This is a genomic window from Cellulomonas fimi ATCC 484 (assembly GCF_000212695.1).
Lineage (GTDB): Bacteria > Actinomycetota > Actinomycetes > Actinomycetales > Cellulomonadaceae > Cellulomonas > Cellulomonas fimi.
The window spans coordinates 3709218-3734165 of the sequence record NC_015514.1 but is presented as its reverse complement, the minus strand read 5'-3'; the positions used below and the strand labels follow the sequence as shown (position 1 = coordinate 3734165).

Genomic DNA, 24948 nt, shown 5'->3' with positions numbered 1-24948 from the left:
TTGTCGATCGGCGTTGCGCGGGAAACCGGTTCCCGACTCGGTACCGTAGCACCGGCCAAGGGCATTGGGAACCGGTTTCTGGTGGTGTATGTTCGGCGACGAACCGTACCGGACGCCGAGGTCAGTGCGAGCTGCCACCGCATCCGCCGGTCGCCAGGATCACGACCCGCTGGAGGGCTGCAGTGACGCAGAACGGGTGGGCGCGCAGCGCGCCGACCATCGCGGAGGTCGCGCGCATCGCCGGCGTCTCCCGCGCGACCGTGTCGCGCGTGATGAACGGCCGCACGACCGTCGACGCCGAGCTCGCCACGCGCGTGCGGGAGGTCGCCGACCAGCTGCACTACCGGCCGAGCAACGTCGCGCGGAGCCTCTCGCTCGGGCGCACCGAGACGGTCGCCGTCGTCGTGCCCGACCTCGCCAACCCGATGTTCCAGCAGGTGCTGCGCGGGGTCGCGTCCGCGGCCGCCGACAGCGGGTACCGGGTCCTCGTCGCCGACACCGCCGAGGACACCGCCGACGAGGAGAAGATCGCGCTCGACGCGCGGCTGCGGTGCGACGCCGTCGTCCTCGTCTCCCCGCGCATGCCCGAGACGACCCTGCGCGCGCTGCTCCCCGAGATCCAGCCCGTCGTCGTCGTCAACCGTGCGCCCGACGGCGTGACGCCCACGCTCGGCATCGACTACGCCGACGGCATCGAGCAGATCGTCGACCACCTCGCCCGGCTCGGGCACCGGCACCTGCTCTACCTCGCCGGGCCCGCCGGGAGCGCGTCGCACGGTGCCCGGCTCGAGGCGCTGCGCGTCGCCGCCGCCCGCCGCGAGGACCTGCGGCTGTCCGAGATGCCCGCCGGCTCGTCCGTCGACTCCGGGTACGCCGCCGCGCAGGACGTGCTCGCCTCGCGCGCGACCGCCGTCGTCGCCTACAACGACCTCGTCGCGTTCGGCCTGCTCGCACGGCTCAACGAGCTCGGCGTCGCCGTCCCCGGGGACATCTCCATCACCGGCTTCGACGACATCGAGCTCGCCCGGTTCGCGACCCCGTCGCTCACCACCGCGACCGTCCCGCAGGTCGAGCTCGGCCGGCTCGCGTGGGAGCACCTGCGGCGGTCCGCCGCCGGCGACGCCATCGACCCGACGCCGCCCCTCATCCGCCCGCTGCTCGCCGTCCGCGCCAGCACCGGACCCGTGCCGCCCGCGGTCCGGCTGCGCCGCAGCACCCGGCCCGCCACCGACCGCCCGGGCGAGCCGCACGTGCAGTCCGCGCCGCGCTGGAGCGCCGACGGGCGCTCGCACGTCCTGTCGGCCACCGTCCGCACCGGCGCCCGTCCCGCAGCCGCGCTGCCCCTCGCGCGCTACGAGCCCGGCGACACCCTGCCGCCCGTGCACTCGCCCCGCCCGTTCCTGCACCCCGTGCACACCGCCGCCGGCACGGCGCTCACCCAGACCAGCCCCGCCGACCACCGGCACCACTACGGCATGTCCGTCGCCGTGCCCGTCGTCAACGGCACCTCCTACTGGGGCGGCCGCACCTTCCTGCGCGACGAGGGCCCGACCCTCCTGCCGAACCACGGCCGCCAGGTCTCCACCGGCGTGCACGTCGACGACGACGGCGCCACGCTCGTCGACGACGTCCTCTGGCGCGACGAGCGTGACCGCCCGCTGCTGCGCGAGGACCGGCGGCTGCGCGCCGCGGCCCTGCCCGACGAGCGTGGCTGGTCGCTGCGCTGGACCAGCGAGCTGCGCGCCGAGCACGGCCCCCTGCGGGTCGAGAGCCCCGCCGTCAACGGCCGCCCCGGCGCCGGGTACGGCGGGCTGTTCTGGCGGCTGCCGTCCGCCGACGTCACGACCGTCCTCGGGGCGGGGCTCGTCGGCGAGGAGGCCGTGCACGGCAGCCGGTCGCCGTGGCTCGCGTTCGTGCAGCGCCGCGAGGCCGCGACCACGACGCTCCTGCTCGTGCAGGGGCCCGACGAGGTGCGGCCCTGGTTCGTGCGGGTCGCCGAGTACGTCGGCGCCGGGCCCGCGCTCGCCTGGGACGCGCCCGTCGAGGTCGCCGCCGGGGACGTCCTGCGGGCCGGGCTCGCCGCCGTCGTCGTCGACCGGGCGCTCACCGACGACGAGGCCGCCGACCTCGCCGCGCAGGTGTGGGCGTGACCGCACCCGCCGCCGTCGACCTCGCGCGCGTCGCCGTCGTCGGGGTGCACGGCCACGGCGCGAGCCACGTGCGGCGCGTCGCCGCGCTCGCGTCCGAGCGGCGCGCGCTCCTCTCCGCGGTCGTCGACCCGCGACCCGTCGACGGTGCTCCCGACGTGCCGCCCGGCACACCCTGGTTCGGGTCGCTCGACGAGCTGCTCGCCGTGCAGCGCCCCGACGTCGTCGTCCTGTCCACGCCCATCCCCACGCACCTGCCCCTCGCCTCCGCCGCGCTGCGCGCCGGGTGCGACGTGCTCCTGGAGAAGCCGACCGCCGCGTCCCTCGCCGAGCACGCCGCGCTGCTCGCCGTCGTCGCCGAGACCGGGCGGCGGTGCCAGGTCGGGTTCCAGACGTTCGGGTCCGGCGCCGTCGACGAGGTCGTGCGGATCGTCGCGTCCGGCGAGCTCGGTGACGTCGTCGGCGTCGGCGCCGTCGGCACCTGGGTGCGGACCGCCGCCTACTACCGGCGCGCGGCCTGGGCCGGGCGGCGCGCGCTCGACGGCGTCGAGGTCGTCGACGGCGTCGTCACCAACCCCCTCGCGCACGCCGTCGCGACCGCGCTGCTCGTCGCCGGCGCGCGCACCGTCGACGACGTCACCGACGTCGACGTCGACCTGTTCCACGCGCACCCCATCGAGGCCGACGACACCTCCGCCGTCGTCGTCGGCACCCGCTCCGGCCTGCGCGTCGCCGCCGGGCTCACCCTGTGCGCACCCGAGCGGACCCCCGCCCGCGTCCTCGTCCAGGGCACCCACGGGTCGCTCACCCTGTTCTACGAGCAGGACGCCGTCGAGGTGCGCTCGGCGCGCGGCACCCGCCGGATCAGCACCTCCCGCGTCGACCTGCTCGCGCAGCTCCTCGACGCACGCCGCTCCGGGGGCGCGCTGCGCTGCGACGTCGCCGACACGGGCGCCTTCATGCGCGTCCTCGAGGCCGTCCGCACCGCGCCCGACCCCGCCCCCGTCGCACCCGAGCACGTGACGTGGCGTGGTGAGGGCGCCGACGCGTGGCCCGTCGTGACCGACGTCGAGGGCTGGTGCGAGCGGGTGGCCACCGAGGCCCGCACGTTCACGGCCCTGGGCGCCCCCTGGACCCACGCCACCTGACCCCAGCCGACCCGCCCCGTCACGCGGGCGAGGGCGGCGAGATCGGGGGGTGGTGCCGTGGGGGTCGGGTGGGGAGGATCGCCGGGTGAGGTGGATGCGGGGTGCGGTCGGCGCGGGGGTGCTCGTGCTGGCCGCGTGCACGTCGGCCGGGGGTGGCGCGCGCGCGGGCGTGGGCTCGCCGTCCGCGGTCGGGTCGAGCGCGTCCGCCGCGGCGCTGCCCGGGTCCGTCGCCGGGGCGCTCGCGGTCGAGATCCGGCAGTCGCGGGCCGACTGGGGGCGGCGCGTGGTGCAGGTGCGCGTCGCGAACACGGGCACGGAGGACGTCACCGTCCGCAGCGCCACCGTGCGCTCGCCGACGGTGGACGGGCCCGCCACCAGCGAGAAGGGGCGCGAGGTGCGGGCGGGCGTCGACCGGGACCTGTCCGTCGCACTCGGCGACCCCGTCTGCGGGCCGGGCTCGGGGGCCGCGGGCTCCGGTGGGCGGGTGCAGGTGGAGCTCGACGTGGTCGACGAGCGGGGGCGTGCGGGGACGGTGGTCGCCGTGCCGGAGGACCCGCAGGGGCACCTCGCGCGGATCCACGGGGAGGACTGCGCGGCGCTCGCGGTCGCGGCCGGGGCGCGGCTCCGGCTCGACGACGCGCTGCCCCGGTCGACGGTGGAGGGCGTGGTCGTCGGGAGCCTGGTGCTGCACGTCGAGCCGGTCCCGGGCGGGCCGCGCGTCGAGGTGTGGCAGGTGGACCGGACGAACCTGGTGATCCCCGCGGACCTGGGCAACGACTGGCCCGTCGCGGTCGACACGGCGGCGCTCGACGGGCCGACCACCGTGGTGCTGCCGGCCGTGCCGAGCCGGTGCGACCCGCACGCGGTCGCGGAGGACAAGCGGGGGACGTTCTTCGGGGTGCACGCGCGCGTGGACGGGGTCGATCAGGCGGTGTTCTACGTGCCGTCGTCGGACGAGCTGCGTGGGGCGGTGTACGACCTGGTCGGCGCGTCGTGCGGGTGGCCGCCGGACTGACCCGCGACCGCGCCCGGCGGTCGTCGGCGGCCCCCGAGGCGTGCGGAGCCGGGCGCGTGGGCGGATCGCCCTGCCTTGACCGATCCCGCGTGTGACCGCCAGGATGACTGCCGTCATCGCCGCTTACTTGTCTGTCAGTAACCGAAGGGGGTGCCGGTCGGGCTCGTCGGCGGCGTGGCACGTACCGCCCCACCCGTGGTCGTCGGGCACCGCCGCCCGTCGACGCGGGGACGCACCAGACCGCGCACGGCGACCGTCGCCGGCGCGGAGGCACGTGGTCGCGGGCGCTCCCTGCGAGCGTCGCGACAGGGACCGTCCCGCCTCTCCCTCGCGCACCGCACCGATCCCGGAACCGCCCGGGGTCCGCGTCGGCCGAGTGACACGTGTCATCGTCCTCCCGGTCCGCCTCCACGGACCGGACGGGCGTCCCACCGGCCACCCCCGGAAGGTTCACAGATGCGCATCGGCACACCCAGAGCGCTCCTCGGCATCCTCGCCGCAGCGGCCCTCGCCGTCCCGCTCGTCCTCACCGGCACCACCGCGGCCCAGGCCGTCGGCCCGTCGGTCCTGCCCGTCACGGTCACCAACAGCACCGGGCGCGGCGACACCGTCCACCTGTACGTGCTGGGCACCGACCTCGCGACGGGCCGCCTCGGCTACGTGAACGCCGCCGGCACCTTCACGCCGTGGCCCGCCGGCTCGAACCCGCCGTCGCCCGCCCCCGACGTCTCCATCGCCGGCCCGGCGAACGGCGGCACGAAGACGATCAACGTCCCGCGCGGGTTCTCGGGCCGCGTCTACTTCTCGATGGGCGCCAAGCTGCCGTTCTTCCTCACGCCCGACGGGCTCGTGCAGCCCGCGCCCTGGGCCGGCGGCGACGCGAGCCACGACGTGCTCTTCGACTGGAGCGAGCTCACCTACAACGACTCCGGGCTGTGGCTCAACAGCTCGCAGGTCGACATGTTCGCGATCCCGCACGCCGTGACCGTCACGGGCGCGAGCGGCGTCACGAGGCGCACGGGCGACGTGGTCGCCAACGGTCGGGACCAGGTGATCGACGCGCTCAAGGCGCAGCCCGGCTGGTCCGGCAGCGTCGTCACCCGCGCCGACGGCACGGTGCTGCGGGTCCTCGCGCCGGGCAAGGCGGCGGCGGCCGGCCTGCTCAGCACCACGTACCTCGACCCGTACATCACGTCGGCGTGGAACGCGTACACCACCAGGACGCTCACGGTGACGCCGTTCTCCGACCAGCCGAGCCTGCGGTACTACGGCCGCACGAGCGGCGACGTCATGCGCTTCACCAACGCCTCCGGCGCGCAGGTGGCGTCCTTCAGCAAGCCGAGCAGCGCCGACGTGTGGGGCTGTGACGGCGCCCTGCACGCACCGAACGACCAGGTCGTCGGGCCGATCGCCCGGACCCTGTGCGCGGCCCTCAACCGCGGCACCCTCGGCACGGTCGACACTCAGCCCAGCACGAACGCCGCGGAGTTCTACCGCAGCAGCCCGACCAACCAGTACGCCAAGGCGATCCACGCGGCCATGGCGGACGGCAAGGCGTACGCGTTCGCGTTCGACGACGTGGGCGCGTTCGAGTCGCTGGTCCACGACGGCGACCCGCGCTCCGCCGGTCTGGTCCTCAGCCCGTTCACGGGCGGCGGCACCGGCGGTGGCGGCGGTGGCGGCGGCGGCGCGACCGCCGGCGCGCTCGTCAACGCCAACGGCATGTGCCTGGACAACGACAACCGGGGCACGACCAACGGCAACAAGATCCAGATCTGGGGCTGCAACGGCACGGTCGCGCAGCAGTGGTCGTTCGTCGAGGCGGGCAGCACCCTGCGCGTGCAGGGCAAGTGCCTCGACATCGCGGGCGGCGGCACGGCGAACGGCACGAAGGTGCAGCTGTGGGACTGCAACAGCACCGGGGCGCAGGTCTGGGTCCCGCAGACGGGCGGTGCCTACCGCAACCCGCAGTCGGGCCGGTGCCTCGACATCCCGAGCGGGTCGTCGACCGCGGGGACGCAGGTCCAGATCTACGACTGCAACGGCACGGGGGCGCAGCGGTGGACGCTGCGCTGACCCTCGCCGGCTGACGCGCCGACGCGCGTCGCCCGGCCCGACCAGGAGGCTGTCCCGCACGCGCGGGGCAGCCTCCTGCGCGTCCGCCGACCGACCGGCGCGCGCGTCCCCCGCCCGATCCGCACGCGCGCCGATCCGCCGAGGCCGGCTCGCGCGCGTCGCGTCAGCGCATCGCCTGGTACCAGTTGCCGCCCCAGTCGCGGTCGACGGTCTCCTGCGACTCGGCGCCGACCCGGGAGGCCTGGGCCAGGTCGGGCCGGACTCCCGCCTGCGTCATGTGCCGCACCACGACGTCCCGCGGCAGTCCCTGTGCGACGAGCAGGTCGCGCTCGGCATCGCTCTGCGTGATCAGGAACACCACGGGGTACAGGGAGTAGGTGACGAACGGGTAGGTGCCGGTCACGCCCTGGTCTGCGAGCTCGCGGACCAGCGTCTCGGTCCCGCGGCGCATCGCCTGCTGGGTCTGCTCGGCCAGCTCGGGGTCGCTCGCCAGGGTCGGACCGTCGGGGTAGGGCGCCATGCCGGCATCCTCGCACCCCCTGCGGCCGGGCGGCCGGGCGACCGGCGGCGAGGACGGCACGACGCCACGAGGCCGACCCGTGCTTGTCGCGGTCTCGTGGCGTCGTGCCTCGCCCAGCGGGGGGCGGGGGCTGCGCGTGCGGGGGCGGTGGGGTCAGACGCGCACGACGACCTTGCCGCGGACGTGGCCCGACGCGCTCGCGTCGTGGGCCGCGGCCGCGTCGGCCAGGTCGAACACCTGCGCGACCTCGACGCGGACCTTGCCCTCGTCGATCAGCGCGCCGAGCGCCGCCAGGTCGGCGGGGTCGGGGCGGACCCACACGTAGTGGCCGCCCAGCTCGTCGCGGGCCTTCGCGTCCACGATCGACGCGATCGTGCCGCCGTCGCGCAGCAGCGACGGGGCGGTCGCGATCGCGTCCGGGCTGCCGTAGTCGAGCACCACGTCGACGCCCTCGGGGGCGAGGGCGCGCACGCGCTCGACGAGCCCGTCCCCGTACGTCACCGGCTCGGCTCCGAGGTCGCGGAGGAACGCGTGGTTCGACTCCGACGCCGTCCCGATGACGCGTGCCCCGAGCGCGCGGGCGACCTGCACCGCGAACCCGCCGACCCCGCCGGCCGCCGCGTGCACGAGCACCGTCTGCCCGGCCGTCACGCCGCTGCGCCGGATCGACTGGTACGCCGTGAGCCCGGCCAGCGGGACCGCCGCCGCCTCCTCGAACGACAGGGTCGCGGGCTTGCGGGCGAGCGTCCGGACCGGTGCGGACACGTACTCGGCGAACGTCCCGCCGTGCACCCAGTCCGTGCGCACGTAGCCGAACACCTCGTCGCCGACCTGGTACTCGGGCGTGTCGAGCCCGACACGCTCCACGACGCCCGCGACGTCCCAGCCCGGGACCACGGGGAAGTGCACGTCCATGATCGGGTCGAGGTACCCCTGGCGGACCTTCCAGTCGACCGGGTTGACCGACGCGGCCCGCACGCGGACCAGGACCGTGTCGGGCCCGACCTTGGGGGTGGGCTGCTCGGTGAGCTCGAGGACGTCGCTGCCGCCGTAGCGGGAGTAGGTGATCGCACGCATGCCCCTCCCAGCACCGCCCACCTGCGGTCCTATTCCACCCGCCCTCGCGACGTCACCGACGTCACACCCCCCGAGTCCACGCCCGTCCTTCCACCCCCGCTGCCTCTCCTCCCTCCGGCCGCCCCGCCGACGTCGTGACTCCGGCCTCGTCGGTTCCAGCCAGGGGGTCAGGTGGGGTCGGGGGCGCGGGGGACGATCGTCAGCGGCCAGGGGTGGCGGCGCAGGGCCGGGCGCAGGCGGCCGACCTGGGCGAGCGCGACGGCGACCAGGGCGGTGGCGAGGAGCGCGAGGGCGCCCGTGACGACGAGGCCCGCGCGGACACCCAGCTGCTCGGTGAGCCACCCCTGCAGCAGCCCGCCCAGCGCGTGCCCGCCGAGCAGCAGCGGGCTGTAGAGCGCGAGCACGCGCCCGCGGACACGCGGGCCCGCGGTGAGCTGGACGAGGGTCGCGGCGGACGTGAGGAAGAGCAGCGTCGCAGCCCCGACGAGCGCGAGCATGACGAGGAAGACGCCGTGCGTGGGCGACAGTGCGGCGGTGGCCTCGGCGACGGCGAACAGGGCGGACGCCCCGACGACGGACCGGGCGCGCAGGCGCAGGAACCGTGCTCCGACGACGACGCCGGCGAGCGCCCCGAGCGCGCTCACCGAGTTGTAGAGGCCGAACCCGCCGGCGCCGGTGCCCCACACGTCCTGCGCGAACGCGGTGAGGACGACGGGGCCGTTCATGCCGAGTGCGCCCATGAGCCCGGCGAGCACGATGACCCAGGCGAGGCGCGGCCGGTCGAGCACGTACCGCACGCCCTCGCGGACCTGCCCGCGGGCACGCGGCACGCGCGGGGCGGGCTGCATCTCGCGCGCACGCATCGAGGCGACGACCGCGACGACGCACAGCGCCACGACGCCGTTGACGGTGAACGCCCAGCCCTCGCCCCAGTGCGCGATGACGAACCCCGCGGCGGCGGGGCCGAGGAGCCCGCCGGCCTGACCGACCGCGTTCATGGTGCTGACGGCGCGCTGCAGCGCCTGGTCGCCGACGACCTCGCTGACGAGAACCTGGCGGGACGGCTGGTCGACGGACGCGACGACGCCGAGCAGGACGGCGACGACGTACAGGTGCCACACGGCGACGGCCCCGGTGAGCGTGAGCACGGCGAGGCCCGCGGCGAGCACCGCGTTGGCGACCTGCGCGGACTCGACGAGTCGGCGCTTGTCGTAGCGGTCGGCGAGGAGGCCGCCGAACGGCCCGACGACGAGCATCGGCAGGAACTGCAGCGCGACGAGCACGCCGACGGCCGCCGAGCTGCCGGTGAGCTCGAGGACGAGCCAGTCGGTCGACATGCGGACCATCCACATGCCGGTGCCACCCAGCAGCTGGGCGCCGACGAGGAGCCGGAAGTTGTGCAGACGCAGGACGGAGTCGCGGCGGCCCGACGAGCCCGGTGCGGGTGCAGGGCCGCCGGGATGGTCGGCGGTGCCCGTGAGGACGCTCCTTCCTCGGTGGCGGGGGAGCGGTGCTGGCTGACCGCGGTGTCACGCGAGCCGTGGTGCCGCGGGACGGTGGACGCGCACGCGACTCACCGGCGCGGCGGGCGACGGGTCGTCAGGGCAGGCGCACGTGCTGCGGGCCGAGCTGGTCGACCGACGCGACGCCGAGCAGCGCCATGGTGCGCCGCACCTCGCGGGACAGGATCTCGGCGGCCCGGTCGACGCCGCGCTCCCCGCCGGCCATGAGCCCGTAGAGGTAGGCGCGGCCGACGAGGGTGGCGCGCGCGCCGAGCGCGAGGGCCGCGACGACGTCGGCGCCGGACAGGATGCCGGTGTCGACCCACACCTCGGTGCGGTCGCCGACCGCCTCGACGACGTCGGGCAGGAGCCGCGCGGGCACGGGTGCGCGGTCGAGCTGCCGTCCGCCGTGGTTGGACAGGACGATCGCGTCGGCCCCGGCGTCGGTGACGCGACGTGCGTCGTCGACCGTCTGGATGCCCTTGATGATGAGCGGCCCGTCCCAGGAGGCGCGCAGCCACTCGAGGTCGGCGATCGTCATGGTCGGGTCGAAGAGCTTGTCGAGCAGCTCGGCGACGGTGCCGTCCCACGTGGACAGCGACGCGAACCTCAGGGGCTCGGTCGTGAGGAGGTTGAGCCACCAGGCCGGGTGCGTCGCGGCGTCGAGGACGGTCTTGACGGTGAGCGCGGGCGGGATCGCGAAGCCGTTGCGGGTGTCGCGCAGCCGGGCACCGGCGACGGGCACGTCGACGGTGAGCATGAGCGCCTCGTACCCGGCGGCCTTGGCGCGGGCCATGAGGTCCTCGCCCGCGGAGCGGTCCTTCCAGACGTAGAGCTGGAACCACTTGCGCGCGTCGGGTGCGGCGGCGGCGACGTCCTCGATGGACGTGGTGCCCATCGTGGACAGCGCGTAGGGGATGTCGCGGCGCTCGGCGACGCGGACGACGGCCCGTTCGCCCTCGTGGTGCATCATCCGCGTGAACCCGGTCGGCGCGAAGCCGAAGGGCTGCGCGGACGGCCTGCCGAGGAACCGCGTGGTGGTGTCGACCGCGGAGACGTCGTGCAGGATCGACGGGCGGAACTCGATGTTCCGGAACAGGGACCGGGCGCGGCGCAGGCTGATCTCGGCCTCGGCGGCGCCGTCGGTGTAGTCGAACACCGAGCGCGGCGTGCGGCGCCGGGCGGTGCGGCGCAGGTCGGTGATCGTGAGGGCGTCGTCGAGTCGGCGCCTCGTCGGGTCGAGCTCGATCGGCTTGGGCCGCAGCAGCGGCTTGAGCTCGGACCAGGACGGGATCTGGCGGTCGGTCACCTGCGGGCTCCTGGGTGGCGCGTCGTCGGGCTGCACGGAGGTCGGTGGTGCGGCGGTGCGCGGCGGCGGTGGCGTCGCGGCGGTGCGGTGCGGTGCACCGAGGCTACGGCGCCTCGGCGGGCGTGTCCCAGGCTGGCGCGGTAAGCGCTCGCCAGGACTCGCTTGAAACGATACACCGCGACGCCGTCGAGGTCATCAGGCGGGGAGCGCGGGCGGTCAGGGCCTCGCGTAGCGTGGTGCGCAGCCCCGGTGGTGTGGCCTGGACCACAACGGCTTTGTAACGTTTCATCGTGAACCGTTGACACTGCCGTCGGGGCTCACCTACCGTCCGGAATGCGCTTTCACAGATCCGAGCAAGGAGGCTCCTGACGATGAAGCGACCGTTCTGGAAGATCACCGCGCTGGCCGCGGTCACCGCACTCACCCTCACCGCCTGCGCCTCCGGCTCCGGCGACGACGAGGACGCCGCCCCCAGCGCCAACCCGACCGACCCGGTGACGATCAACTTCACCTGGTGGGGCAACGACGACCGCGCGGCCCGGTACCAGCAGGCGCTCGACCTGTTCCAGGAGAAGTACCCGTACATCACGGTGCAGACGAGCTTCGCCGCGTTCCCCGACTACTGGACGCAGCGCTCGACCGAGGCCGCGGGCCGCAAGCTCCCCGACGTCATGCAGTTCGACCTGTCCTACCTGCGGGAGTTCAACCAGAACGGCCAGCTGCTCGACCTCGCCGAGTACGTCGACAACGGCACCATCGACCTGTCCGGGTACGACGAGACGCTCACCGAGGCCGGCGTGCTCGACGACAAGACCATCGGCATCCCCACCTCCACCAACACGTTCGCGATGTTCCAGAACCCCGCCGTCATCACCGCGACCGGCGCCGAGTTCCCGGACGACGCGGACTACACGTGGGAGGACTACAACGAGTTCATCGCCGACGCCTCGTCCTCCGGCACGACGACCGCCGACGGCTACCAGCTGTTCGGCGCCGTCGACTACACCGGCACCTTCTGGTTCTTCATCCAGTGGCTGCTGCAGAAGGGCGTCACGCCCTTCGAGGACGACGGCACGTTCGGGTTCGACGAGGACGACATCACCGAGTTCCTCGGCCTCACCGCCGACCTGCGCGCCGACAAGCTCGTCTACCCGATCGACCGCGGCACGTCGCTGCTGCCCAAGGGCGGCTTCACGGTCAACGAGTCGGCCACCGAGATGAGCTGGGACAACTTCCTCGCCGCCTACACCGCCGACTCGGGCACGCAGGACATCCAGCTCGCCCAGATCCCGTCGGTCGAGCCCGGCGAGAAGCACCTGTTCTTCAAGCCGTCGATGCTGCTGTCCGCCGGCGCGAACACCGAGCACCCCGAGGCCGCCGCGACCCTCATCAACTTCCTCCTCACGGACCCCGAGGTCGGCACCATCTTCGGCACCTCCAAGGGCGTCCCGGCCGACGAGGAGCAGCGCGCCGCCGTCGCCACCGAGGAGGGCAGCGTCGACGCCCGCGTCATCGCGTACGAGGAGGAGGTCGCCGAGCAGGTGACCGAGTCGACGCCGATCCCGGTCAAGGGCTTCGGCACCATCGAGGCCAAGTGGAAGACCCTCGGCGAGGAGCTCGCCTACGGCACGATCACCGAGGAGGACTTCGCCTCGCAGTGGTTCGCCGAGGCGGAGCTCGCGACCTCCTGAGCCGACCGGCGCCCCGCCCGCCCACCCCGCGGGCGGGGCGCCCACCCGGCGGCCGCACCGGACCGCCAGCGGAACCCGCTCACCGACGAACGGAACGACCCGTGACCCTCACCGCCGAGGTGACCACGCCTCCCGCCGCCCCCGCGCCGGCGCCCGGCAGCGCGCGCAAGCGCCGCAAGGCCGCCGAGACCCGCGCCGGGTACGCCTTCCTCACCCCCTGGCTGCTGGGCTTCTTCCTGCTGACCGCCGGCCCGATGCTCGCGTCGCTCTACCTGGCGTTCACGAACTACAACCTGTTCGCGCCGCCCGAGTTCACCGGCCTCGAGAACTTCCGGCTCCTGTTCTCCGACCCGAGCTACCTCAAGGCGTGGCAGGTCACCGCGACCTACGTGCTGTTCGGGACGCCGATCAAGCTCATCGCGGCGCTCGCGGTCGCGATGCTGCTCAACACCCGGCGGCGCGGCAAGGGCTTCTACCGGTCGTCGTTCTACATGCCGTCCCTCGTCGGCGCGTCCGTCTCGATCGCCATCGTCTGGAAGGCGATGTTCATCGACGACGGCATCGTGGACCAGATCCAGCAGCTCTTCGGCGCCCCCGCGGGCGGCTGGGTCGGCGACCCGAACCGCACGATGCCGATGCTCGTGCTGCTGACCGTCTGGCAGTTCGGTGCGCCGATGGTCATCTTCCTCGCGGGCCTCAAGCAGATCCCGAACGAGCTCTACGAGGCCGCGTCGGTCGACGGCGCCGGCCCGGTGCGCAAGTTCCGCAACATCACGCTGCCGATGCTCTCGCCGGTCATCTTCTTCAACCTGCTGCTCGAGACCATCCACGCGTTCCAGATCTTCGCGTCCGCGTTCATCATCTCGAACGGCACCGGCGGCCCCGCCCGGTCGACGCTCTTCTACACGCTGTACCTCTACCAGCGCGGCTTCGTCGACTTCCGCATGGGCTACGCCTCCGCGATGGCCTGGGTCCTCGTCGTGGTCGTCGGCGTCATCACCGTCATCTTCTTCCGCAGCTCGAAGTTCTGGGTGCACTACTCCGGGGAGGGCAAGTGACCACGATCGCCGCGACCCCCAGCGGTCCCGTCTCCACCGAGCAGAGCGCCCGCCTGCGCCAGCAGCACCGCACGCGCGACCGCCTCAAGGGCCTCGGGTTCCACGCGATCGTCCTCGCGATCGTCGGCGTGATCCTCTACCCGGCCGTGTGGATGCTCTCGTCGTCGTTCAAGCCGAGCAGCGACATCGTCGGCAACGTGAGCCTCATCCCCGACGCGGCGACCTTCGCGAACTTCGCCAAGGCGCTCGACGGCATCGGCGGCGTCTCGTTCTGGACGTTCTTCACCAACTCGCTGATCCTCGCGATCGGCTCCGTCGTCGGGATCACGCTGTCCTGCTCGGTGTCCGCCTACGCGTTCGCGCGGATCGACTTCCCCGGGCGGAACGCGTTCTTCGCGCTCATGATCGGCACGCTCCTGCTGCCGTTCCACGTCGTCATCATCCCGCAGTACATCGTGTTCTCCCGGCTCGAGCTCGTGGACACCTTCGTCCCGCTGCTCGTCGGCAAGTTCCTCGCCGCCGAGGCGTTCTTCGTCTTCCTCATGGTGCAGTTCATGCGGAACCTGCCGCGCGAGCTCGACGAGGCCGCGCGCATCGACGGAGCCGGGCACGTGCGGATCTTCACCTCGATCATGCTGCCGCTCATGAAGCCCGCGCTCGTGACGAGCTCGATCTTCGCGTTCATCTGGTCGTGGAACGACTTCTTCGGCCCGCTCCTCTACCTCAAGGACCCCGACCTGGCGACGATGCCGCTCGCGCTGCGGCTCTACGTCGACCAGACCACCACGTCCGACTACGGCGCCCAGATGGCGATGGCCGTCCTCGCGCTCGTGCCCGTCCTGCTGTTCTTCCTCGTCTTCCAGCGCTACCTGGTCGAGGGCGTCGCCACGCAGGGCCTCAAGGGCTGATGACGCACGTCCCGCGGGGCGGCTCGGCTGCGGCCGGGTCGCCCCGTCGTGCGAGCCTGGACGCCATGACCGCGAGCGCCGACCGCCCCGACGAGCCGCACCCCGACGACACCGCGCGGCGCCCCACGGACGTGCCCGCCGGCACCGGCGACGACGAGGCCGGTCCCCGCCCCGACGACCGCGCGCTGCTCGGCGGCGGACGGGTCGGGCTGTTCGGCGAGGCGCTCACCGTCGGGCTCGCCGTCTCGGTGCTGTCGCTGCCCGTCGTCACCGCGCTGCCCGCACTCGCCGCCGGCGTCGCGCACGTCCGCCGGCACCTGTCCGGGCGTCCCGACACCCTGCGTGACCTGTGGGACGACTTCCGGGCGGCCTGCCGCGGGGTGTGGCTCGTCGCGGTCGGCTCCGTCGCGCTGCTGCTCCTCCTCGCCTTCAACTACAGCCTCGCCGGCACCGGGGTGCTCCCCGGTGGCACCGGCGTGCGCGTCGTGTCCGCCGCCGCCGCCGTGTCCCTGCTCGTCGCGCTCCTGCGCGCCGCGGCCGGGTGGGCGCCGGGCGCCTCCTGGCGGATCGTCCTGCGCGACGCCAGCCGGCGCACGGGCGACGACCTGGCCGGCTCCGGGCTCCTCGTGCTCGCGCTCGCGCTGTGCGGCGTGATCGTCTGGATGCTCCCGCCGCTGGTCGTGGTCGTCCCGGGCCTCCTCGCCCTGGCCACGGTCGCGGTCGAGCACCGCGCCCTCCACCACTGACCACCCCACCGGCGCCCCGTCCCCCCGTGCCTGCCCCTCCCGACCGGCCCCGGCTCGCCCGACCCGGCCCCGGCTCGCCCGACCCGGCCCCCACCTCGCCGAGATCGTGAGGTCGCGCCGAGATCGCGAGTCCCGGCTCGCGATGTCGGCAGGAGGTCGCGAGCTCGGTGCACGTGGGCGAGGCCCCGAGAGTCGCGCCGGGCGGCGGCGCGGTCTCGGGGCCTCGTCGTGCTCCCGGTGCCGGAGGGCGGCCGGCGGGGCGGGAGCGGCAGGGGCGGGTGCGGGCACCCGGCCCGGGTCAGCGGGTCAGGGTCGCCGGGAGGGCCAGCCAGGACTCGGGGGCGAGCGTGAGGACCGTGCGGCCCGCGTCGGCGGACGTGACCGGGGCGTCGACCTCGGCGACGTGCTCGGCGGCGACCTTGGCCGCGTGCTCCGGGCCCTCGACGGCGGGCTCGTGGTCGGCCGTGACCTGGACGCCGCGGCCGAGGGTGAGCTCGACGCCGGGGTGGGAGAGCTCGACCTCGACGGGCTCGGCGGACCGGTTGACGAGGAAGACCGCGCCCTCGGTGCCGTCGAGCGTCGCGGCGGCGGTGACGACGGGGACGTCGCCGTGCTGCGCGGTGCTGACGGTCGGGGCGGTGACGCGCAGGTCGAGCGCGGTGCCGCGGGCCAGGCGCGCGGTGGTGGCGAACGGGTGGAACGTCGGCTGGCGCCAGGCGGGGCCGTCGGGCTCGGTCATGATCGGCGCGATGACGTTCACGAGCTGCGCGAGGCACGCGACGGGCACGCGGTCGGCGTGGTTGAGCAGCGTGACGAGCAGGTCGCCGACGACGACGGCGTCGAGGCCCGAGTAGACGTCCTCGATGATGCGCGGGGCGTCCTTCTGCAGCGGCAGGTTCTTCTCGCCGACGAACCGGGACTGCAGGTACCAGACGTTCCACTCGTCGAACGAGATGGTGATCTGCTTGTCGGAGCGGCGGCGCGCGGCGACGGCGTCGGCGGACGCGACGACGCGGCGGATGAAGCGGTCCATGGCGGTGCCGGAGCCGAGGAAGGACGCGCGGTCGCCGTCGAGCTCCTCGTAGTAGGCGTGCATGGAGATGTGGTCGACGACGTCCCACGTGTGCTCGAGGACGGTCCGCTCCCACTCGCCGAACGTGTCCATCTGCATGGACGACGAGCCGCACGCGACGAGCTCGATCGTGGGGTCGACGAGCTTCATGGCCTTGCCGGCCTCGGCGGCCAGCTTGCCGTACTCGTCGGCGGTCTTGTGGCCGATCTGCCACGGGCCGTCCATCTCGTTGCCGAGGCACCACAGGCGGACGCCGTAGGGCTTCTCGCGGCCGTTGGCGATGCGCAGGTCGGCCCAGCGGGAGCCCGCCTCGCCGTTGCAGTACTCGACGAGCGCGGCGGCGGCGGCGACCCCGCGGGTGCCGAGGTTGACGGCCATCATGGGCTCGATGCCCTCGCGCTCGGCCCACTGGAGGAACTCGTCGGTGCCGATGGTGTTGGGCTCGATGGTGCGCCAGGCGAGGTCGATGAACGGCTTGCGGTCCTCGACGGGGCCGACGCCGTCCTCCCAGTTGTAGTTGGAGACGAAGTTGCCGCCGGGGTAGCGGGCCATGGTCACGCCGAGCTCGTGCGTGAGGTCGGCGACGTCCCGGCGGAAGCCGTGCTCGTCGGCGGTCTCGTGGCCGGGCTCGTAGATGCCGGTGTAGACGGCGCGGCCGAGGTGCTCGACGAACGAGCCGAAGACGCGGCGGTCGATCTCGCCGACGCGGAAGTCGGGGTGCAGCAGGACGGTGGCGCGCTGAGGCATCGGGTCTCCTGGGGTGTGCCCGACGGCGGCGTCAGGCGTTCGTGCAACGTTGTAGAAGCGAGACTAACCCCGATCCGGCGGTGCTGGGAAGTCCGTCCCCGAGGGCGAGGGACGAGCGCGCCCGACACGGGCCGGATCGATTCGATGATCGTGCCAGACCCTGGCGGCCGCGCGTGGCTCGTCCTAGTCTGTGCAGCACGGAACGCGCTTTCCCAAGCGGTGCGACGTCGCACCGAGAGCAGAGGATCCACGTGGTCGACCAGAACCCCACCGCCCCCCGTCCCGCCTCCAGCGCGAGCACCGCCGCCGGGCACGGGGTCGTGCCCGACTTCGCGCCCGCGCCCGCCGGCGAGCAGCGCCGGTTCGCCGTCGCCGGCACCGGCCACCGCGCCGGGATGTACGTCTCCGCGATCACCGGCGAGCACGCCGACGTGGCGACGCTCGTCGCGTGGCTCGACCCGAACCCGGGCCGCATCGACTACTACGACGCGGAGGTCGGGCGTGCGCTCGGCCAGGACGGCCCCGCCGGGCTGCCCCGGTACACGCCCGAGGGCCTCGAGAAGATGATCGAGGAGAGGCGCGTCGACACCGTCGTCGTCACGTCGCCCGACCACACGCACGCCGACCTCGTCGCGCGCGCGCTCGCCGCCGGCGCGGACGTCGTCGTCGAGAAGCCCCTCACGACCGACCGGGCCGGCTGCCGCCGCATCACGGGCGCCGTCGCCGACACGGGCCGGGACGTCACCATGACGTTCAACTACCGGTACGCCCCCCGGAACTCCTCGCTGCGCCAGGTCGTCCAGTCCGGCCAGATCGGCGAGGTCACGAGCGTGCACTTCGAGTGGGCGCTCGACACCGTGCACGGCGCCGACTACTTCCGCCGCTGGCACCGCGAGAAGAAGAGCTCGGGCGGGCTGCTCGTGCACAAGTCGAGCCACCACTTCGACCTCGTCAACTGGTGGCTCGACGACGTCCCGTCGCGCGTCTACGCCTCCGGCGGGCTGCGGTTCTACGGCGACCGCAACGCCGCCGCGCGCGGCCTCGGCCCGCGCCCCGCCCGCGGGACCGGCGCGGTCGGCGACCCGTTCGCGCTCGACCTGCACGACGACCCGCGTCTGCAGGCGCTCTACCTCGACGCCGAGCACCACGACGGCTACCTGCGTGACCAGGACGTCTTCGGCCCCGGCATCACGATCGAGGACAACATGGCGCTCGTCGTCGACTACCGCTCCGGCGCGACGCTCACCTACTCGCTCAACGCGCACAGCCCGTGGGAGGGGTACCGGGTCACCGTCAACGGCACCGAGGGGCGCGCGGAGCTCGAGGTCGTCGAGCGCGGCGCGGTGCTCGTCGGCGACGACGGCAAGGTCGTGCTCGACCCGTCCGCGACCCCCGAGGGCGTCGCCGCGGGCGGTCTGCGGCCCGAGGGGGAGCGGCTGCTCGTCCAGCGGCACTGGCAGGCGCCGACGCAGTACGAGATCCCCGCCGGGATCGGCGGGCACGGCGGCGGCGACGCGATCCTGCTCAAGGACGTGTTCCGCAAGCACCTGCGCGTCTCCGAGGACGCCCTCGGGCGGCCCGCCGGCTATCTCGACGGGCTGCGCGCGGTCGCGGTCGGCATCGCCGCGAACCAGTCGCTCGTCACGGGGCTCCCCGTCCGCGTCGACGACCTGGACCTCGGCGTCGACCTGTCCCGACCGGCGCGCGCACCGCGTCCGGCCCACGAGGCGAGCGCGTGAGCGCCGGTCCCGACCAGCACGCCGTCGCCGACGCGTTCCCGGGCTCGCGGCCTCCGGCCGTCCCGGCCCACGGGACCGCCGCACCGGGCCGGCGGCCGCGCCTCGACCCGCGGCCCTCGGTCCGCGCGCTGCACGACGTCGGCCGGGCCGTCGACGTCACCGCGGGCGACGTCACGCTCGGCCGGTACGTCTACGTGCCCGACGACGTCCAGCTCGAGAGCCCCCGCCCGTACGTGCACCCGCTGCGCACGCGCGGCGGCGACCTCGTCTCCGCGTTCCGGCCCTGGGACCACGCGTGGCACAAGGGCGTCGCGTGGTCGCTGCCCGTCGTCGGCGAGCACAACTTCTGGGGCGGCCCGACGTACGTGCACGGACAGGGGTACGTGCAGCTCGACAACGACGGGTCGATGGACCACCAGGCGCTCGACTCGCTCGTCGTCGGGAGCAGCCGCGTCGACCTGGCGCACACCCTCGCGTGGCACACGCAGGCCGGGGAGCGCGTCGTCGACGAGCGCCGCACGCTCGGGTTCGTCGTGCCCGCCGACCGGTCCGACGCGTGGGTGCTGACGTTCCGCACGACCCTGACGAACGTGTCGCCGCACGACCTGCCCCTCGGCTCGCCCACGACCCGCGGCCGCGAGAACGCCGGGTACGGCGGGCTCTTCTGGCGCGGGCCCCGGTCGTTCACCGACGGCGTGCTCGTCGCGCCCGGCGGCACCGGCGGCGAGGAGCTGCGCGGGACGCGGCAGCCGTGGCTCGGACTCGTGGGGCGGCACGACGACGTGGGGCGTGCGTCGACCGTCGTCCTCGTCGACGGCCCGGGCAACCCCGCGAGCGACCCGGCCGGGCCGCAGTGGTTCGCGCGCACCGAGCACTTCGGGTGCCTCAACCCGGCGCCGTTCTTCTCGGCCGAGGTGCCGTTCGGCCCGGGCGAGAGCCTGAGCTTCGCGTACGCCGTCGTGGTCGCCGACGAGGCGTCCGACGTCGACCGCGCGGCGGACCTCGCGGCGCTCGGGACCGCGGCCCTCGCCACGGGCGGGGCTGCGCCCGGTGCGGCGTCGGGCGGCGCAGGGGGCGACGGCCGGGTGCCGTCGTCGTGAGCCTGCTGCCCGGCGGGGTGTCGCTCAGCCACCTGCGCGTCTACGACTGGCCCGCGCCCGACGGCGTCGGCCGGGCGGGGTCCGGGGCACCTCACCTGCACACCGCGTCGGCGGAGGCCTACGTCGTGCTCGGCGGCAGCGGCGCGGTCCACACGCTCGGGCCGGCGGGGTTCGCCGAGCACCCGCTGGGCGCGGGGGACGTCGTGCGGTTCGACCCCGGCGTGGTGCACCGCGCCGTCAACCACGGGGACCTCGAGGTGCTCGTCGTCATGGGGAACGCCGGGCTGCCCGAGGCCGGCGACGCGGTGCTGACGTTCCCGTCCGCCGTGCTCGCCGATGCCGCCGCCTACCGGGCCGCCGCGCTGCTGCCCGGACCGGGCGCGACCGACGACGAGCTGGCCGCCGCCGCGCGTCGCCGCCGCGACCTGGCCCTGGAGGGCTACGCCGAGCTGCTCGACGCGGTCCGTCGGCTCGGCCCCGCGGCGGCGCTGCGGCCGCTGCACGACGCCGCCGCCCGGCTGGTCCGCCCGTACGTGCCGCACTGGCAGGACCGGTGGACGCGGACCGTGCTGCGCGAGACCGACGCGACGGCCGGGGCCCTCGAGGCGCTGGTCCGCGGCGTGGCGGGGCACCTCGGGTCGGCGCAGGTGCGCGACGTCCGCCCGGACCCGGCGCCCCGCCGGTACGGGATGTGCGGCCGCCTGCAGACCTGGCCGCTCGGCTGAGCCGGCGGGTCGCCCGGTCGACCCGGCCCCCGGGAGGGCGACCGCAGCGACGACGCCCGGGCGGCGGGTTCGGCTGCTGGCGCCGAGGTCGCCGGACGTCGCCGGCCCTCACCGGACGTCGTCGGTCTCAGCGCCGGCGCGCGCGCAGGATCGCGTCGTGCAGGACCACCTCGCGGCCCTCGGGGTCGGTCGCGGTGCGCGGACGGGCCTCGACGGTCACGAGCTCCCACGCGGCGGGGTCGAGCAGCGTCGCGAGCTCGACGGCGTCGGCGAACAGCTCGGGCACGTCGGGGCGGTGCACGGCGGTGCTCAGGTCGTCGGCGTGGTGCCCGACGACCAGCAGCGTCCCGCCCGGCCGCACGAGCGACGCGAGCCTGCGCACCGCGGTGGTCCGCAGGGCCGGAGGCAGGTGGAGGTAGTGGGACGTGACGAGGTCGTACGGCTCGTCGTCCCAGCCGTCGTCGGACGTGATGTCGGCCTGGCGCCACGTGACGCGGTCGCCGACCCCGCGCTCGGCGGCCGCTGCGGCACCCCGCGCGAGACCCGCGGGCGCCCAGTCGGTGGCGGTGACGTGCCAGCCCTGCTCGGCGAGCCACACCGCGTCGCCCCCCTCGCCCGCGGCGACGTCGAGCGCGCGGCCGCGCGGGAGGTCCGCGACCTCGGCGACGAGCGTGGCGTTGGGGCGGCCGGACCAGACGTGCGTGGCGCCGCTGTAGCGCTCCTCCCAGAAGTCCGGGGCGAACATGCCGCGCAGCTCCTCGGGCAGCTCGACCCCGGTGACCGGGTCGGTGTGCCGGCCCGCGGTGCCCTTCCCGTGCCGGACGCCGTCCGCCCCGTGCCCGGTGACGTGCGCGTCGTGCGCCGCGGCCACCGCCGCGTCGGCGTCCTGGAGGACGAGGTCGGCGTTGAGCGCGGCGGCCGCCGTCGTGCCCGCGGCCGCCGCGACGACGACGGTCGCGCGCAGGTCGGTGACGTTCCCCGCGAGCCACACGCCCGGCAGCGCGGTCGCGCCCGACGGGTCGGCCGGGACGGCGCGGCCGATCTCGTGCCCGCCGACCTCGAGCGGGACCGGGTGCAGCCCGAGCGGGGCGAGGTGCTCGGCGTTCGCGACCAGCCGCGTCGGTGCGACGACAGCGGCGGCCGGGACGGTCCCGCCGTCGGCGAGGTGCACGGCGAGGTCCCCGGGCGGGCCGTCCACGCCGGTGACCGCGGTGTCGAGCACGCGGACGCCGCGGGCGGCCAGGCGCTGCGCGTCGTCGTCGCCCAGCGGCGGCGCGGTGTGCCGCACGAGCGTGACGTCGGGCGTCCACTGCCGCCACAGGAGCGCGGCGTGCGCGGCGAGCGGGGTGGTGCCGAGGACCACGACGGGCCGGTCACGGACCTCCCACCCGTGGCAGTACGGGCAGTGCAGCACGTCGGACCCCCACCGCTCGGCCAGGCCCGGGACGTCGGGCAGCTCGTCGCGCAGGCCCGTCGCGTTGAGGACGGCGCGCGCGACGACGGACCGGCCGTCGGCGAGCTCGACGGTGAACGCGCCGTCCTCCTGGTGGACCGCGACGACGGAGCCGGGCTCGACGTGCGCGCCGTAGCGCTGCACCTCGGCGCGGCCGGCCGCGAGGATCTCGAGCGGCGGCGTGCCGTCGCGCGTCAGCATGCCGTGCGCATGCGCGGCCGGGGCGTTGCGGGGTGTGCCCGCGTCGACGACCAGCACGGACCGCCGCGCCCGCGCGAGCGTCAGCGCACCGCTGAGCCCGGCCGCGCCGCCGCCGACCACCACCACGTCGTACCGCTCGTCCATGCGTTCCTCCTGCGTCTCGTCGTCGTGCACCACTGTCGACCGGACACCCGCCCACTGGCAAACCATGTTGCCGGAGTGGCAAACTCGACCGCCATGCGCGACCACCACGAGCACCGGGCCGACGCCGAGACCGACCGGTTCGCCCCCGACGCGGGCGACCGTCTGCGGCCGACCGACGTCGAGGCGGCCCTGGAGGGCGTCGGCTCCCGTCTGCGGGCCCTGCGGCAGGACCGTGGCCTGACGCTCGCGCAGGTCGCCGACGCGACGGGCGTCTCGCTCTCGACGCTGTCCCGCCTGGAGTCCGGCGGGCGGCGCCCGACGCTCGAGCTGCTGCTCCCGCTCGCCCGCGAGTACCAGGTGCCGCTCGACGAGCTCGTCGACGCGCCCGCGACGGGCGATCCCCGGGTGTTCGCCCGCCCGTTCGAGCGTCACGGCCGGACGTTCGTGCCCCTCACGCGGCGCGCCGACGGCGCCCGGGCGTACAAGATCGTCATCCCGCCGGACCCGGCGCCGGCCACGCCCCCGCTGCAGGTGCACGACGGCTGGGAGTGGCTCTACGTGCTGTCGGGCCGGCTGCGCCTGCTGCTCGGCACGCACGACCTCACGCTCGACCCCGGCGAGGTGGCGGAGTTCGACACCCGCACCCCGCACGCGCTCGTGAACCCGGGTCCGGAGCCCGTCGAGCTGCTCACGCTGTTCGGCCCGCAGGGCGAGCGCCTGCACGTGCGGGCACGCCAGCGACGCGCCGACGGGACCTGACCCTCCGACCGACGCGCCGGGTGCGCTCACTTCGCCTGGTCGTAGCTCTCGACGACGGACACGTCCAGCGCGAAGTCCACAGGGGTGTCCCCGAACAGCAGCCGGCCTGCCTCGACGGCGGCGTCGCGCACGGCCTGCGCGACCTCCTCGGCGACCGGCGCGGGGGAGTGGACCATGACCTCGTCGTGCAGGAAGAAGACGAGGTGCGGCCGCCCGGGCACGTCGCGCAGCCGCCGCCGCAGCGACGCCATCCAGCACAGCGCCCACTCGGCGGCGGTGCCCTGCACGACGAAGTTGCGCGTGAACCGTCCCCAGTCCCGCGCCCGGCGCCGCACGGCGCGCACGTCCTCGGCGGCGGCGCCCTCGGCGGACGCGGCCGACAGCTCGGCCTGCCACGCGGCGTCGGGCGTGGGCGACGAGCGACCCAGCCACGTCGTCACGGCCTCGCCGCGCTCGCCGGCGCGTGCCGCGGCCTCGACCAGCGCGACCGCCTGCGGGTACGCGCGCGTGAGCTGCGGCATGAGGGCGGCGCTCGCCCCGGTCGTCGCCCCGTAGATCGCGCCGAGCATCGCGTACTTGGCGTCCGACCGGGTCGCGACGATCCCGGCGTCGACCACGCCCTGGTACAGGTCCGCCTGCCGGCCCGCGGCGGCCATGGCACCGTCGCCCGACATCGCGGCGAGCACCCGCGGCTCGAGCTGCGCGGCGTCCGCGACGACGAGCCGCCACCCGTCGTCCGCGCGCACCGCCGCCCGTACGGCTGCGGGCAGCTGGAGGGCGCCGCCGCCGCTCGTCGCCCACCGCCCCGAGACGACGCCGCCGGGCACGTACTCGGGCCGGAACCGCCCGTCGTGGATCCACGTGTCCATCCACGCCCAGCCGTTCGCGGACAGCAGCCGGGACAGCGTCTTGTACTCGAGCAGCACGTCCCGGACAGGATGGTCGATGCCGCGGATCTCCCACTTGGAGGTCGACGCGACGTCGAACCCCGCGAGCCGCAGGCCGCGCAGCAGGTCGGGCTGCGAGTCGGGGTTGAGCGTGGGCTGCACGAGCTCCTCGCGGATCCGGGCGACGAGTGCCTCCAGCCGGGCGGGCCGCCCGCCGCCGCGCGGGCGCGGGCCGAGGAGGTCGGTGAGCAGCGCGTCGTGCACGGTCACGTCCCACGGCATGCCGTCGTGCCGCATCTCCTGCGCGATGAGCGCACCCGTCGACTCCGCGGCGAGCAGCAGCCGCAGGCGGCCGGGCTGCGTGGAGCCCGCGACCGCGGCGAGCTGGCGGGCGAGCTCGTCGGCGACGTCGAGCGGCGCGTCGACGGCGTCGTGGGCGGGGACAGGGCCGTCGCCCCGGTCGTCGAGGAGCGTCAGCTCGTCGAGCAGGTCCGGCTCGGTCGGCGGGGGCTCGTCGGGGCGCTGGTCGTCCCACGGACCGCGCGGTGCGCGCGCGAGGTCCGAGCCGGCGCCGTACGCGCTGCGGCGCAGGATCGTGTGGCACAGGCGCAGGTCGTGGCAGCGCTCGACCCGCACGCCGGCGCGCAGCAGCGGCGGGTACCGCCGGGCGGTGTCGTCCCACACCCACCGCGGGCGGTCCGCCTCGGCCCGCGCGACCGCGGCCGGGAGGTCGCGTGCCGGGACCCGGCGTGGCGGGCCGTCAGGCGTGCCGTCGTCCGCGGCGTCCTGCAGGAGCGTGCCGCCGGCCCGGTCGGGGTCGTCCAGGAGCAGCACGTAGGGCACGCGTCATCGTCCCGCACGCCGCCCACACGCCGGACCGGCCCGGGTGGCTGCGGCACCGGGACGTCGGACCGGCGGGCGCGG

At 75.0% G+C, this 24948-nt stretch carries 19 protein-coding genes; 12 read left to right on the top strand and 7 right to left on the bottom strand.

Annotation, left to right across the window (positions count from 1 at the left end):
* Window positions 1–182 precede the first annotated feature (182 nt).
* The 4 genes from CELF_RS19720 (at window position 183) to CELF_RS16805 (ending at window position 6386) form a co-directional block, all read left to right on the top strand.
* Entirely contained in the window at window positions 183–2150 is a 1968-nt protein-coding gene (locus tag CELF_RS19720; RefSeq protein WP_013772470.1) for a DUF6807 family protein, read from the top strand.
* Window positions 2147–3295 (top strand): Gfo/Idh/MocA family protein, encoded by a 1149-nt coding sequence (locus CELF_RS16815; RefSeq protein ID WP_013772469.1) that lies wholly within the window; start codon window positions 2147–2149, stop codon window positions 3293–3295. Before CELF_RS19720 ends, CELF_RS16815 begins: the two co-directional genes overlap by 4 nt.
* An 85-nt stretch (window positions 3296–3380) precedes the next feature.
* Window positions 3381–4310 carry a hypothetical protein gene (locus CELF_RS16810; protein ID WP_013772468.1) on the top strand — a complete coding sequence of 310 codons (930 nt, stop codon included), beginning with the start codon at window positions 3381–3383 and terminating at the stop codon, window positions 4308–4310.
* Window positions 4311–4766: 456 nt separating this feature from the next.
* Window positions 4767–6386 (top strand): glycoside hydrolase family 64 protein, encoded by a 1620-nt coding sequence (locus tag CELF_RS16805; RefSeq protein ID WP_013772467.1) that lies wholly within the window; start codon window positions 4767–4769, stop codon window positions 6384–6386.
* A 163-nt stretch (window positions 6387–6549) separates the two neighbouring features.
* Here the strand turns inward: CELF_RS16805 and CELF_RS16800 are convergent, their stop codons facing one another.
* The 4 genes from CELF_RS16800 to CELF_RS16785 all read right to left on the bottom strand — a co-directional run bounded on the left by CELF_RS16800 (window position 6550) and on the right by CELF_RS16785 (window position 10794).
* Window positions 6550–6906: a hypothetical protein gene (locus CELF_RS16800; RefSeq protein ID WP_013772466.1), complete on the bottom strand. Its 357-nt coding sequence runs from the start codon at window positions 6904–6906 to the stop codon at window positions 6550–6552.
* A 153-nt stretch (window positions 6907–7059) separates the two neighbouring features.
* A complete protein-coding gene (locus CELF_RS16795; RefSeq protein WP_013772465.1) occupies window positions 7060–7983 on the bottom strand; it encodes an NADP-dependent oxidoreductase in 924 nt (307 codons plus the stop codon).
* A 167-nt stretch (window positions 7984–8150) separates the two neighbouring features.
* Window positions 8151–9335: an MFS transporter gene (locus CELF_RS16790; RefSeq protein ID WP_049791485.1), complete on the bottom strand. Its 1185-nt coding sequence runs from the start codon at window positions 9333–9335 to the stop codon at window positions 8151–8153.
* A gap of 247 nt (window positions 9336–9582) precedes the next feature.
* A complete protein-coding gene (locus tag CELF_RS16785; RefSeq protein ID WP_013772464.1) occupies window positions 9583–10794 on the bottom strand; it encodes an alpha-hydroxy acid oxidase in 1212 nt (403 codons plus the stop codon).
* 371 nt (window positions 10795–11165) lie between these two features.
* On the opposite strand from CELF_RS16785, the gene CELF_RS16780 reads away from it, so the two are divergent.
* The 4 genes from CELF_RS16780 (at window position 11166) to CELF_RS16765 (ending at window position 15197) form a co-directional block, all read left to right on the top strand.
* Entirely contained in the window at window positions 11166–12485 is a 1320-nt protein-coding gene (locus CELF_RS16780) for an ABC transporter substrate-binding protein (RefSeq protein WP_013772463.1), read from the top strand.
* 101 nt (window positions 12486–12586) lie between these two features.
* The gene (locus CELF_RS16775) at window positions 12587–13543 is read left to right on the top strand and encodes a carbohydrate ABC transporter permease (RefSeq protein ID WP_013772462.1); all 957 of its coding nucleotides are present in this window, start codon (window positions 12587–12589) and stop codon (window positions 13541–13543) included.
* A 53-nt stretch (window positions 13544–13596) separates the two neighbouring features.
* Window positions 13597–14451 carry a carbohydrate ABC transporter permease gene (locus CELF_RS16770; protein ID WP_049791593.1) on the top strand — a complete coding sequence of 285 codons (855 nt, stop codon included), beginning with the start codon at window positions 13597–13599 and terminating at the stop codon, window positions 14449–14451.
* A 65-nt stretch (window positions 14452–14516) separates the two neighbouring features.
* Complete coding sequence (locus CELF_RS16765; RefSeq protein ID WP_013772460.1) at window positions 14517–15197, top strand: YesL family protein; 681 nt, start codon at window positions 14517–14519, stop codon at window positions 15195–15197.
* Window positions 15198–15495: 298 nt separating this feature from the next.
* Here the strand turns inward: CELF_RS16765 and arfA are convergent, their stop codons facing one another.
* The gene (gene arfA, locus CELF_RS16760; protein ID WP_013772459.1) at window positions 15496–17016 is read right to left on the bottom strand and encodes an arabinosylfuranosidase ArfA; all 1521 of its coding nucleotides are present in this window, start codon (window positions 17014–17016) and stop codon (window positions 15496–15498) included.
* A 251-nt stretch (window positions 17017–17267) separates the two neighbouring features.
* Here arfA and CELF_RS16755 point away from each other — a divergent pair, with 251 nt between their 5' ends.
* Genes CELF_RS16755 through CELF_RS16745 form a run of 3 tightly spaced genes read left to right on the top strand, consistent with a single transcriptional unit; the run spans window position 17268 to window position 20580 of the window.
* Window positions 17268–18755, top strand: a complete 1488-nt coding sequence (locus CELF_RS16755) for a Gfo/Idh/MocA family protein (protein WP_013772458.1) — start codon at window positions 17268–17270, stop codon at window positions 18753–18755.
* Window positions 18752–19855, top strand: coding sequence for a DUF6807 domain-containing protein (locus CELF_RS16750; protein WP_013772457.1), 1104 nt, complete (start codon window positions 18752–18754; stop codon window positions 19853–19855). The genes CELF_RS16755 and CELF_RS16750 overlap by 4 nt, the downstream gene beginning before the upstream one ends.
* Window positions 19852–20580: a cupin domain-containing protein gene (locus tag CELF_RS16745; RefSeq protein WP_013772456.1), complete on the top strand. Its 729-nt coding sequence runs from the start codon at window positions 19852–19854 to the stop codon at window positions 20578–20580. Before CELF_RS16750 ends, CELF_RS16745 begins: the two co-directional genes overlap by 4 nt.
* A 127-nt stretch (window positions 20581–20707) precedes the next feature.
* On the opposite strand, the gene CELF_RS16740 is transcribed toward CELF_RS16745, so the two are convergent.
* The gene (locus CELF_RS16740) at window positions 20708–22378 is read right to left on the bottom strand and encodes a bifunctional NAD(P)/FAD-dependent oxidoreductase/class I SAM-dependent methyltransferase (RefSeq protein WP_013772455.1); all 1671 of its coding nucleotides are present in this window, start codon (window positions 22376–22378) and stop codon (window positions 20708–20710) included.
* A 93-nt stretch (window positions 22379–22471) separates the two neighbouring features.
* Here CELF_RS16740 and CELF_RS16735 point away from each other — a divergent pair, with 93 nt between their 5' ends.
* Complete coding sequence (locus tag CELF_RS16735; protein WP_013772454.1) at window positions 22472–23137, top strand: XRE family transcriptional regulator; 666 nt, start codon at window positions 22472–22474, stop codon at window positions 23135–23137.
* Between the two features lie 26 nt (window positions 23138–23163).
* On the opposite strand, the gene CELF_RS16730 is transcribed toward CELF_RS16735, so the two are convergent.
* Window positions 23164–24867 (bottom strand): bifunctional 3'-5' exonuclease/DNA polymerase, encoded by a 1704-nt coding sequence (locus CELF_RS16730; RefSeq protein WP_013772453.1) that lies wholly within the window; start codon window positions 24865–24867, stop codon window positions 23164–23166.
* Window positions 24868–24948 lie beyond the last annotated feature (81 nt).

Bases quoted from the DNA above. Each gene is read 5' to 3' on its own strand.
- CELF_RS16800 (WP_013772466.1), bottom strand. From the start codon at position 6,906: ATGGCGCCCTACCCCGACGGTCCGACCCTGGCGAGCGACCCCGAGCTG.
- CELF_RS16795 (WP_013772465.1), bottom strand. From the start codon at position 7,983: ATGCGTGCGATCACCTACTCCCGCTACGGCGGCAGCGACGTCCTCGAG.
- CELF_RS16780 (WP_013772463.1), top strand. From the start codon at position 11,166: ATGAAGCGACCGTTCTGGAAGATCACCGCGCTGGCCGCGGTCACCGCA.
- CELF_RS16740 (WP_013772455.1), bottom strand. From the start codon at position 22,378: ATGGACGAGCGGTACGACGTGGTGGTGGTCGGCGGCGGCGCGGCCGGG.
- CELF_RS16765 (WP_013772460.1), top strand. From the start codon at position 14,517: ATGACCGCGAGCGCCGACCGCCCCGACGAGCCGCACCCCGACGACACC.
- CELF_RS16790 (WP_049791485.1), bottom strand. From the start codon at position 9,335: ATGTGGATGGTCCGCATGTCGACCGACTGGCTCGTCCTCGAGCTCACC.
- CELF_RS16735 (WP_013772454.1), top strand. From the start codon at position 22,472: ATGCGCGACCACCACGAGCACCGGGCCGACGCCGAGACCGACCGGTTC.
- arfA (WP_013772459.1), bottom strand. From the start codon at position 17,016: ATGCCTCAGCGCGCCACCGTCCTGCTGCACCCCGACTTCCGCGTCGGC.
- CELF_RS16805 (WP_013772467.1), top strand. From the start codon at position 4,767: ATGCGCATCGGCACACCCAGAGCGCTCCTCGGCATCCTCGCCGCAGCG.